Source organism: Streptomyces sp. NPDC033174 (assembly GCF_055577795.1).
Genome location: NZ_JBVIPQ010000005.1, coordinates 209973 through 220879 on the forward strand (window position 1 = coordinate 209973; position 10907 = coordinate 220879).

Genomic DNA, 10907 nt, shown 5'->3' on the forward strand with positions numbered 1-10907 from the left:
CCTCGCCGCGCGGCTTCTCAGCTCGCCGTCGACGGGGTCCGCTGCGCGGGGAGGGTGAACCAGACCGCCTTGCCGCCGCCGGTGGGGCGGTGGCCGCAGGCCGAGCTCAGCGTGCGGATCAGCAGCAGACCCCGCCCGTGCTCCTGCCAGGGGTCGGGCACGCTGCCCGGCCCCGGGGCGCTGAGGTCGCCGGGCGGCGCCGGGTCGGGGTCGTGGACCTCGACCTGGCAGCCGGACTCCCGCAGCTCCACCACCAGCTGGATGGGCTCCCCGCCCCGGACGGTGTGCTCCACCGCGTTGGCGACCAGCTCGGCGGTGAGCAGCTCCGCAGTGTCGCTGTCGGCCGGCGGCTCCACCTCGGCCAGTGCCGTGCGGACCAGGGCGCGGGCGATCGGCACGGCGGCCGTGCTGTGCGGCAGGGCGATCCGCCATGACGCCGGCGCCTGGGCGGCGGCGGGTCCTGGGCCGGGGGCTTCGGTCACAGCGGGTCCGTTTCGGGCGGGCGGCTCGGGTCGGCTGCGGGCCGGCGGGGTGCCGGACGGAGCAGCAAGGTCCTGCTTTCAACTTTACGAAGTGCTCTGCGCGCCCCGAGAGGCGGGCGCCCCCCTCGGGCGGGACCTTGGGTCCATCCCGTGCGGGACCTGGGTCCTCGCGCCCGCCGGCCGCGGCCGACCGGGCTGTATCGCGTGCTCCTGACGACAGTCACGTAGCGGTGATACGCTCCGAGAGGCGTCGAAGCACTCCGCCCCGCTGAGGGAGGCCCCCCGCATGAGCCCCTTTTCCAGCTCCGCGTCCCCCACCGAAGAGTGGCGGCATCTCCAGCTGACGATCGACGACGGCGTCGCCACCGTCACCCTCGCCCGCCCGGAGAAGCTCAACGCGCTCACCTTCGGCGCCTACGCCGACCTGCGCGATCTCCTCGCCGAGCTCTCCCGCGAGCGCGCCGTCCGCGCGCTCGTCCTCGGCGGCGAAGGGCGCGGCTTCTGTTCGGGCGGCGATGTCGACGAGATCATCGGCGCCACCCTCTCCATGGACACCGCACAGCTCCTCGACTTCAACCGGATGACCGGCCAGGTCGTGCGCGCCCTGCGCGAGTGCCCCTTCCCCGTGATCGCCGCCGTCCACGGCGTCGCGGCGGGCGCCGGAGCCGTCCTCGCACTGGCCGCCGACTTCCGTATCGCCGATCCCTCCGCCCGCTTCGCCTTCCTCTTCACCAAGGTCGGCCTCTCCGGAGGCGACATGGGAGCGGCGTACCTGCTGCCCAGGGTCGTCGGCCTCGGCCACGCCACCCGGCTGCTGATGCTCGGCGAACCCGTCCGAGCCCCCGAGGCCGAACGCATCGGCCTCCTGAGCGAGCTCACCGACGAGGGCCAGGCAGACGCCCGGGCCGCCGCCCTCGCCCGGCACCTCGCCGACGGCCCCGCGCTCGCCCACGCCCAGACCAAGGCACTGCTCACCGCCGAGCTCGACATGCCGCTGTCCGCGGCCGTCGAGATGGACGCCGCCACCCAGGCGCTGCTGATGAACGGCGCCGACTACGCCGAATTCCATGCCGCCTTCACCGAGAAGCGCCCCCCGAAATGGCAGGGACGCTGACCATGGCCAGGCCTCTGCGCGTCGCCGTCGTCGGCGGCGGACCCGGCGGGCTGTACGCGGCCGCGCTGCTCAAGCGCCTCGACCCCGGCCGGGAGGTCACCGTCTGGGAACGCAACGCCCCCGACGACACCTTCGGCTTCGGAGTCGTCCTCTCCGACGAGACCCTCGGCGGCATCGAGCACGCCGACCCGGAGGTCTACCGCGCTCTGCGGGAGGAGTTCGTCCGCTGGGACGACATCGAGATCGTCCACCGCGGCCGCACCCTCACCTCCGGCGGACACGGCTTCGCCGCCCTCGGCCGCCGCCGGCTCCTGGAGATCCTGCACCAGCGCTGCGCCTCTCTCGGGGTACGGCTCCGCTTCCGCACCGAGGCCCCGCCCGCAACGGAACTCGCCGCGTCGCACGACCTCGTCATCGCCGCCGACGGCGTCCACAGCCTCACCCGGGAAGCCCGCGCCGAGGTCTACCGGCCCCGGCTGACGACCCACCGCTGCCGCTACATCTGGCTCGCCGCCGACTTCGCCCTCGACGCCTTCCGCTTCGAGATCGCCGAGACGGAACACGGCGTGATGCAGCTCCACGGATACCCCTACGAGCCCGGCTCCTCGACCGTGATCGTCGAGATGCGCGAAGAGGTCTGGCGCGCGGCCGGCCTGGACGTCCTGGACGAGCAGGAGTCCGCCGACCGCTGCGCCAAGATCTTCGCCGAGACGCTCGGCGGCCGCCCGCTGCGGGGCAACAACTCCACCTGGACCGCGTTCCGCACGGTCGTCAACGAGCGCTGGTCCGACGGCCGTACGGTCCTCATCGGTGACGCCGCCCACACCGCCCACTTCTCCATCGGCTCCGGCACCAAGCTCGCCGTCGAGGACGCCCTCGCCCTGGCCGCCTGCGTCGAGGAACAGCCCACGCTCGACGAGGCACTCGCCGCCTACGAGAGCGAGCGCCGCCCGGTCGTCGCCTCGACCCAGCGCGCGGCCGCCGCCAGCCTGCGCTGGTTCGAGGACCTCGCCCTCCATCTCGACCAGCCACCGCGCCAGTTCGCGTTCAACCTCCTCACCCGCAGCCGGCGCGTCACCCACGACAACCTCCGACTGCGCGACCCGCACTTCACCGACACCGTGGAACGCGAATTCGGCTGCCCTCCCGGAACGCCCCCGATGTTCACCCCGTTCACGCTGCGCGGGCTGACCCTGCGCAACCGTGTCGTCGTCTCGCCCATGGACATGTACCGCGCCGAGGACGGCGTCCCCGGCGACTTCCACCTCGTCCACCTCGGCGCCCGCGCCCTCGGCGGCGCCGGTCTGGTCATGACCGAGATGGTCTGCGTCAGCCCGCAGGGCCGCATCACGCCCGGCTGCACCGGCCTCTACACCGACGAACAGGCAGCCGCCTGGCAGCGCGTCACCGACTTCGTGCACCGGCAGACGCCCGGCACCGCGCTCGGCGTCCAACTGGGCCACTCCGGCCGCAAGGGCTCCACCAAACTCATGTGGGAAGGCATCGACCAGCCCCTCGACGAGGGCAACTGGCCGCTGGCCGCCGCGTCCCCGCTCCCGTACCGCCCCGGCGTCAACCAGATCCCCCACCAGCTCGACCGGGCCGGCCTCACGGAGATCCGCGAACAGTTCGCCGCCGCGGCCCGGCGCGCCGCCCACTGCGGCTTCGACCTCCTCGAACTCCACTGCGCCCACGGCTATCTGCTGTCCGGCTTCCTCTCTCCGCTGACCAACCGGCGGACGGACGCGTACGGCGGTTCCCTGGCCAACCGGCTCCGGTTCCCGCTCGAGGTCTTCGACGCGGTACGCGAGAACTGGCCCGACGAGCGGCCCATGACGGTGCGCGTCTCGGCGACCGACTGGGCACCGGGCGGCACCTCCGAGGAGGACGCCGTCGAGATCGCCCGGGCCTTCGCCCGCCACGGCGCCGACGCCATCGACGTCTCGACCGGCCAGGTCGTCCCGGACGAACAGCCCGAGTACGGCCGCACCTACCAGACCCCGTACGCCGACCGGATCCGCGCCGCCGTCAACATCCCCGTCATCGCCGTGGGCGCGATCTCGTCCTGGGACGACGTCAACTCCCTGCTCCTCGCGGGCCGCGCCGACCTCTGCGCGCTGGCCCGCCCGCACCTCTACGACCCGCACTGGACACTCCACGCGGCGGCCGACCAGGCGTACGAAGGCCCCGCCGCGCCCTGGCCGGCCCCCTACCGCGCGGGCAGCCGCACACCCCCGACCGGCCGCGCCGACGCCCCGAAACCGCGGCTCAGCCTGGCGCCCCGCCCGTAAGGCGCGCGGGAACGTCAGCGGGCCTCTTCCCCGGCCCCTGCCCGGACGAACCGGACCCCCGCGTCCCGCAGACGGCTGTGCAGTTCACCGAAGACGGCGGCCGAGCGGACGCCCGGCCAGTCCTGGGGCAGCAGCTCCGCCGGGAGGCCGGGGTCGGCGTACGGCAGGCGCCGCCAGGAGTCGAGGGCGAGCAGGTAGTCCCGGTAGGCGTCCTCCGGGGAGCCGGACGGGTGGGCGGTCCACGACCGCAGCACCGGCTCGTGCGCCGCGAGGAAGTCCTCGTGCTGCTTGGCGATGGACGGCAGGTCCCACCAGCGCGCCACCGACTCGGCGGTGGGCGCGAAGCCGAGGTGCTGCCCGCGGAAGAGGTCGACGTACGGGCCCAGACGCAGCCGTTCCAGGGTGTGGCGGGTCTCCTCGTACAGTCGGGCCGGGGCGATCCACACGCCGGGTGCCGCCGCGCCGAAGCCAAGTCCGCCGAGGCGGGAGCGCAGGAGATGGCGCTTGTGCCGCTCGGCCTCGGGGACCGAGAAGACCGCCAGCACCCATCCGTCGGAGAGGGACGGCTCGGTCCTCGCGTAGATCCGCCGGTCGCCGTCGTCGAGGAGCTGCTGGGCGTCGGGGGAGAGGGAGTAGCCCGCCGCCCCGTCCTGCGTGCGCCCCGGCACCAGGAGCCCGCGGCGCTTGAGACGGGAGACGGACGAGCGGACGGACGGCGCGTCCACGCCGAGGGCGGCGAGGAGCCGGATCAGCTCCGCCACCGGCAGGGGGGCGTTGTCCGCCGTGCGCCCGTACGCGCCGTACAGGGAGACGATCAGGGAACGGGGGGTGTGCTGCTCGGCCACCAGATCACTCTAAATCCCGCTCACCCCCCGCCGCGCAGCCGGAAGCGCTGGAGCTTGCCGGTCGCGGTCCGCGGAAGGGCGTCCAGGAAGACGATCTCGCGCGGGCACTTGTAGGGCACGAGGCGCGACTTCACGAAGTCGCGCAAGGCCCCGGCCGTGGCGTCGTCGCGAGGTACACCGTCACGCAGCACGGTGTACGCGACCACGATCTGCCCCCGCAGCTCGTCCGGCCGGCCCACCACCGCCGCCTCGACCACGTCCGGGTGGGCGAGCAGGGCGTCCTCGACCTGGGGGCCGGCGATGTTGTACCCGGCCGAGATGATCATGTCGTCCGCTCGGGCCACATAGCGGAAGTAGCCGTCCGGCTCGCGCACGTAGGTGTCACCGGTGACGTTCCATCCGTCGCTCACGTACTCCCGCTGGCGGGGGTCGGACAGATAGCGGCATCCGACCGGACCGCGCACGGCCAGCAGGCCCTCCTCGCCGTCGGCGACCGGCCGGCCGTTCCGGTCCACCACGCGCGCCTGCCACCCCGGCACGGCCCGGCCCGTCGTCCCGGGCCTGGTCTCCTCGTCCGCCGCCGAGATGAAGATGTGGAGCAGCTCGGTCGCGCCGATGCCGTTGATCAGGCGCAGCCCGGTCCGCTCCTTCCAGGCCTGCCAAGTCGCCGCCGGCAGGTTCTCGCCCGCCGACACGCACCGCCGGAGCGAGGCGGTGTCGTGGCCGTCGAGCTCGTCGAGCATGACCCGGTAGGCGGTCGGCGCGGTGAACAGCACCGACACCCTGTGCTCGGCGATGGCCGGCAGCAGCTGCCTGGGTCCCGCCTGTTCGAGCAGCAGCGAACTGGCTCCCGCCCGCATCGGGAAGATCACGAGGCCGCCGAGGCCGAAGGTGAATCCCAGTGGAGGGCTCCCGGCGAACACGTCGTCCGGCTCCGGCCGCAGCACGTGCTCCGAAAAGGTGTCGGCGACGGCCAGCACATCGCGGTGGAAATGCATGCACCCTTTGGGCCGTCCGGTGGTCCCGGAGGTGAAGGCGATCAGGGCCACGTCGTCCCCGGACGTGTCCACGGCCTCGTACGACGCCGGCTTTCCGGCCGCGAGCCACAGCAGGTCGTCCGGCGTGTCCCCGCCGTACGTGGTGACGCGCAGCCCCGGCACCTCGGCCTTGACCAGGTCGTCCACCGAGCGGATGTCGCACAGGGCGTGGGTGACCTGCGCCATCTCACACATGACGGCCAGTTCCCGGGACCGTTGCTGGGCGAGGACGGTCACCGCCACCGCGCCCGCCTTCATGACCGCGAGCCAGCAGGCCGCCAGCCAGGCGGAGGTGGGGCCGCGCAGCAGGACCCGGTTCCCGGGCGCCACCCCGAGATCGGAGGTGAGGGTGTGGGCGATCCGGTCCACCCGGTCGCGCAGCTCCCCGTAAGTCCAGACGCCGCCCTTGGCGTCACGGAAGACGGGGCGGTCCGCCCCGAACCGTTCGACCGTGCGGTCCAGCAGTTCGGCCCCGCAGTTGAGCCGCGCCGGATAGCGCAGCCCGGGCAGATCGAAGAGCAGCTCCGGCCACTGCTCCGCGGGCGGCAGATGCTCGCGCGAAAAGGTGTCGTGGTGCGCCGAGGGTGACAGCTCCATGGTTCGCCCCCTTGTCGTGGTGGGCTCGCCCGACGAGCGTATCGTGAAGGTGACGACAGTCAACGGTCCGCGATAGATGCGCACGAAGAGGGGGCACGAATGCCCGTATTCTCGCTCGATCCGGTGCAAACCGCATGGTGTGCGGAGCTAAGGACACTCGCCGCCGAGCGGCTCGCCCCGCTCGCGGACAAAGGGGAACCGGGTCGGGTCAACCGCCCGCTCATCGCCGCGCTCGGCGAACTGGGCCTGCTCACAAGGGTGTTCGCGGCGGGAGCGCTCGACCTCTGCCTGATGCGGGAATCGCTCGCCCACACGTGCACGGAGGCCGAGACCGCCCTGGCGCTCCAAGGTCTCGGCGCCCACCCCGTCGCCTCCGCCGGCACGACCGCGCAGCGCGAACGCTGGCTCCCGGAGGTGACCGCGGGCCGGGCCGTCGCCGCCTTCGCGCTGAGCGAGCCGGACGCCGGATCCGACGCCGCCGCCCTCGCCCTCAGTGCCGTACCGGACACCCGGCCCGGCGCCGACGGCTGGCTGCTCACCGGGGAGAAGCGCTGGATCTCGAACGCCCCCGAAGCCGACTTCTACACCGTCTTCGCCCGCACGGCCCAGGGCGCCGGTGCCCGCGGTGTCACCGCGTTCCTGGTCCCCGCCGACCGCCCCGGCCTCACCGGCACCCCGATCGACATGCTCAGCCCCCACGCCATCGGCGCCCTGCACTTCGACGAGGTGCCCGTCGGCCCCGAGGACGTACTGGGCGAGGTGGACCGGGGTTTCCGGGTCGCCATGAACACCCTCAACCTCTTCCGCCCCAGCGTCGGCGCCTTCGCGGTCGGCATGGCACAGGCGGCTCTCGACGCGACGCTCGGCCACACCGCCGGGCGGAGCGCGTTCGGCGGCGTGCTGAAGGACCTCCAGGCCGTCGCCCACCGGGTCGCCGACATGGCGACCAGGACCGAGGCGGCGCGGCTCCTCGTGTACGCGGCCGCGGCGGCGTACGACGCGGGCGCGCCGGACGTGCCCAAGCGCTCCGCCATGGCGAAACTGCTCGCCACCGAGACCGCGCAGTACGTCGTGGACGCCGCCGTCCAGCTGCACGGCGCCCGCGCCCTGCAACGCGGCCATCTGCTGGAGCACCTCTACCGCGAGGTCCGCGCGCCCCGCATCTACGAGGGCGCGACCGAGGTCCAGCGCACCATCATCGCGAAGGAGCTGTACGGATGACACTGCAGCGTCACAACCCGGCGGACCTCTCCCCGCCGACCGGGTTCTCCCACGCCGTTGTCGCCACCGGCACCAGGGTCGTCTTCCTCGCCGGACAGACGGCCCTGGACACCGACGGCAAGGTGGTGGGGGAGACCCTGCCGGAGCAGTTCGCGACGGCACTCGCCAATCTGCTCACGGCGTTGAGGGCGGCGGGCGGTGTGCCCGGTGACCTGGCACGGGTGACCGTGTACGCCACCGATGTCGCCGAGTACCGGGCCCACGCCTCCGAACTGGGCCGCGTATGGCACCGCCTGGCGGGCCGCGACTACCCGGCGATGGCGGTGATCGGCGCGACCCGCCTCTGGGACGAGCAGGCGAAGGTCGAGCTCGACGGCTTCGCCGTCCTGCCCTAGCTCGCGTCGAGCAGGCCGCCCATCCTCTCCTCGACCCGTCCACCGCGCGCGACAGGGCTCCCGGCATCAGCCGGGCGCCCTCGTTTTTGCGTGATCACCGGTTTCGTCCTCGATCCGTACGCCTCTGCGGCGTGCCGAGGGCCGACGGGCGGCTCGGCCCGTCCTTGATCAGCCACAACTCCGGAAGGACGGCGGCCAGTTCGGCGTCGCGAGAGCCGCTCGGCCTCGGCCAGGTCGGGCGCTCGCCCTTGAAGCGGGCCAACTGCAGGTAAACAGGCAGGTCATGGGCGCCGAGGGGGAGGTCTGCGGTTCGGTCGGCCGTGGAGGCTCCCTGAGGCGGATGACGAAGAGGGGGATGCGTGGGGCTTGTCAGTGCAATTTCACATTACTATTTTACTGTTCGGGTCGCAGCGCCACCGTGCCTCAACTCCCCGAGCCCCTCGGGGAGTTCGGCCGTGGAAGAGCCATCTCGTGGCGCGAGACCAGTACCGCTGACCTGCACCGCTCCCCACCTCCCACACAGGAGTCGCTGGTGTTCCAGCCCAGAACCATGCGCAGATCACTGCTGGCCGGCATCGTCGCCACGACGCTGCTCGGTCCGGTCGTCCAGAGCGCCCAGGCCCAGGCGGCGCCGGAGCCCCCGGCCTCACGGACGGCCGCGGCCGCCCCCACCGCCCCTTCCCCCAAGGCCCCGGCGCCCCGGGCGAACCCCTTCGACGAGGTCGACCGCCTCGCACGGGCGCCCCGCCCCACCGCCCGTCCCGCCCCCGCGCCCGGAGCCCTGGCCCAGGGCCGCATCCCCGGCCCCAGGACGCCCGCGGCCGCCGGAACGGGCCGGGCACCGCTGCGTGCCGCCGGCGTTCCCTGCACCCTCGACGGCATCACCCGTCTGGGACCCGAGCAGTTCGCCGACTTCCTCGCCGACCCCGCCGTCACCGCCGACGGCTGTCTCCGCGACCTCATCTGGACCTGGGACGCCAGGCTCGCACCGGTCATGTCCGACGCGCACGTCCAGGCCGTCGGCCGCCGGATATCCGCGCGTGCCGCCGCCCACGACGGACGCAACGGCACGCATCTGCTGGAGATGTTCACTTATCTCCACGCCGTCGCCTACCACGACTTCTCGCGCACCGAGATCGACATCACCGACGCGCCGACCGTCGAGGTCCTGCGCCGCGCCATCGCCGACTTCGGCGCGGCGGCCCGTACCTTCACCGTCACCCGCACCAACGCGGAAACCCTGCGCGAGGCCCTCTACATCGGCAGCGCCCCCGGTCTGCGGCAGCACCAGCTCGGCCTGATCAAGAAGGTGCTGGCCACCATGGACCAGTACCACGCCGCCCAGAGCGTCGACCCGGCGTGGGGCGGCGCCGCCCTCGCCGCGCTCTCCGTCAACTACCTGGGCATCTACCCGGGGAACCACGACACGGCCTTCCACACGGCGGTCACCCAGGACTTCCGGTACCGCGAGGCGTTCAAGGAGTTCGCCGGCTACGACCACCTCAAGGGCACGCCGAACGCGTGGGTGGTGCGGGACGCTCTCGCCGAGTACGGCCGTTTCGGCCAGGTCGACGCGCTGCGGTCCACGATCGTCGCCGACCTCGGCGCGCTCCTCGGCCCGGTCGAACGCGACTTCGGGCAGGGCAGCGCCCCCTGGACCAGGCTGGTCTCCTGGCTGAACTTCTACGAGGCCTGCAAGCAGTACCACGTGTGCAAGGAAGACATCGAGCGGCAGATCTTCCCGTACACGTACAGCTACGACAAGGGCGCCATCAAGGTCCGCACCGCCCTGGACCGCGCCACCGTCGACCAGCTCTACTACGCGAGCAAGCAGGTCAAGGCGCAGTTCCACCGGGTCGTGGGCACCGAGACTCCGCTCGCCGGGGACACGAACACCAGCCTCACCATCGTGCTGTACGCGTCCCGCGCCGACTACGAGAACTACCACCCGATCCTCACGGGCATGGACACCAACAACGGCGGCATCTACATCGAGCGCGGCGCCACGTTCTACACCTACCAGCGCCGGGTGCCGGAGGACTCCTCGCTGACGCTGGAGGAGCTGTTCCGCCACGAGTACGTGCACTACCTCAACGGACGCTTCGCCGTGCCGGGCTACTTCGGCGAGGGCCCCTGGTATCAGGACGACCGCACCACCGCCATGGACGAGGGGACCGCCGAGTTCTTCGACGGCGCCACCCGGGACAACGGCATAGCGGTCCGCAAGTCCCTGGTGAAGAGCGTCATGGCCGACACGGCGCGCGGTGGCCCGCGCATGACCGTGAACCAGCTGCTGCACTCCACCTACGAGGGCGACGGCTTCCGGTTCTACAGCTACGCGGGCACGTTCTTCGAGTACCTGTGGACCGAGCGGCCCGCCCTGCTCCGCGAGATGTACGGACATCTGCGGGCCGACAAGCCGGCGGCGTTCGACGCCTGGCGCGACCGGCTGGGCGGGGACGCCGCGCTCCAGCGCGGGTACGACACCTTCCTCGACGCGCAGATCGCCAAGGTGGACGACCTGTTCGTGCCGAACACCGGCCATGTTCCCAACGACCAGCTGCGGGACTCCACCGCGGCCGCCGTGCGCTCCTCGTTCGCCGCGGCCTCGTACAACACGCCCGAGTGCACGGAAAACGGTGACAGCGCACAGCGGCGGTTCATCTGCACCGGCCGGATCACCGCGAACCTGTCGAACGCCGGCAGCCCGGACCTGGTCTTCAAGGACATGTCCGAGACGGTCGACTACTACCTCCTCGACCGGACCGGCTCGGCGTCCACCAACCTGGCGGACATGAACTGTTCCTTCGGCGAGGTCGAGATCTGGAGCAGCCGCCTGGCCGGAACGTCGGCGTACACCTGCGAAGGCCCGCTGCGCAGCTGACGCCCGGGGCACTGCCGGCCCGGCTTCCCCCGCGCCGTGCC

Annotated in this window: 8 protein-coding genes; 5 read left to right on the top strand and 3 right to left on the bottom strand. The window is 72.4% G+C overall.

Annotated features, from left to right (window positions below):
- Positions 1-17 precede the first annotated feature (17 nt).
- Complete coding sequence (locus ACZ5VC_RS17815) at positions 18-482, bottom strand: ATP-binding protein (RefSeq protein WP_469120965.1); 465 nt, start codon at positions 480-482, stop codon at positions 18-20.
- A 286-nt stretch (positions 483-768) separates the two neighbouring features.
- Here ACZ5VC_RS17815 and ACZ5VC_RS17820 point away from each other — a divergent pair, with 286 nt between their 5' ends.
- The gene (locus tag ACZ5VC_RS17820; protein ID WP_469120966.1) at positions 769-1596 is read left to right on the top strand and encodes an enoyl-CoA hydratase family protein; all 828 of its coding nucleotides are present in this window, start codon (positions 769-771) and stop codon (positions 1594-1596) included.
- A complete protein-coding gene (locus tag ACZ5VC_RS17825; RefSeq protein ID WP_469120967.1) occupies positions 1581-3887 on the top strand; it encodes a bifunctional salicylyl-CoA 5-hydroxylase/oxidoreductase in 2307 nt (768 codons plus the stop codon). Before ACZ5VC_RS17820 ends, ACZ5VC_RS17825 begins: the two co-directional genes overlap by 16 nt.
- A 14-nt stretch (positions 3888-3901) precedes the next feature.
- Here ACZ5VC_RS17825 and ACZ5VC_RS17830 read toward each other — a convergent pair whose 3' ends face one another.
- Entirely contained in the window at positions 3902-4732 is an 831-nt protein-coding gene (locus ACZ5VC_RS17830) for a PaaX family transcriptional regulator (RefSeq protein ID WP_469120968.1), read from the bottom strand.
- Positions 4733-4752: 20 nt separating this feature from the next.
- Positions 4753-6366: an AMP-binding protein gene (locus tag ACZ5VC_RS17835; RefSeq protein WP_469120969.1), complete on the bottom strand. Its 1614-nt coding sequence runs from the start codon at positions 6364-6366 to the stop codon at positions 4753-4755.
- A gap of 99 nt (positions 6367-6465) precedes the next feature.
- Here ACZ5VC_RS17835 and ACZ5VC_RS17840 point away from each other — a divergent pair, with 99 nt between their 5' ends.
- The 3 genes from ACZ5VC_RS17840 (at position 6466) to ACZ5VC_RS17850 (ending at position 10866) form a co-directional block, all read left to right on the top strand.
- Positions 6466-7587 carry an acyl-CoA dehydrogenase family protein gene (locus tag ACZ5VC_RS17840; protein WP_469120970.1) on the top strand — a complete coding sequence of 374 codons (1122 nt, stop codon included), beginning with the start codon at positions 6466-6468 and terminating at the stop codon, positions 7585-7587.
- The gene (locus ACZ5VC_RS17845) at positions 7584-7982 is read left to right on the top strand and encodes a RidA family protein (RefSeq protein ID WP_469120971.1); all 399 of its coding nucleotides are present in this window, start codon (positions 7584-7586) and stop codon (positions 7980-7982) included. Before ACZ5VC_RS17840 ends, ACZ5VC_RS17845 begins: the two co-directional genes overlap by 4 nt.
- A 532-nt stretch (positions 7983-8514) precedes the next feature.
- Entirely contained in the window at positions 8515-10866 is a 2352-nt protein-coding gene (locus tag ACZ5VC_RS17850; RefSeq protein WP_469120972.1) for a collagenase, read from the top strand.
- Positions 10867-10907: the final 41 nt, after the last annotated feature.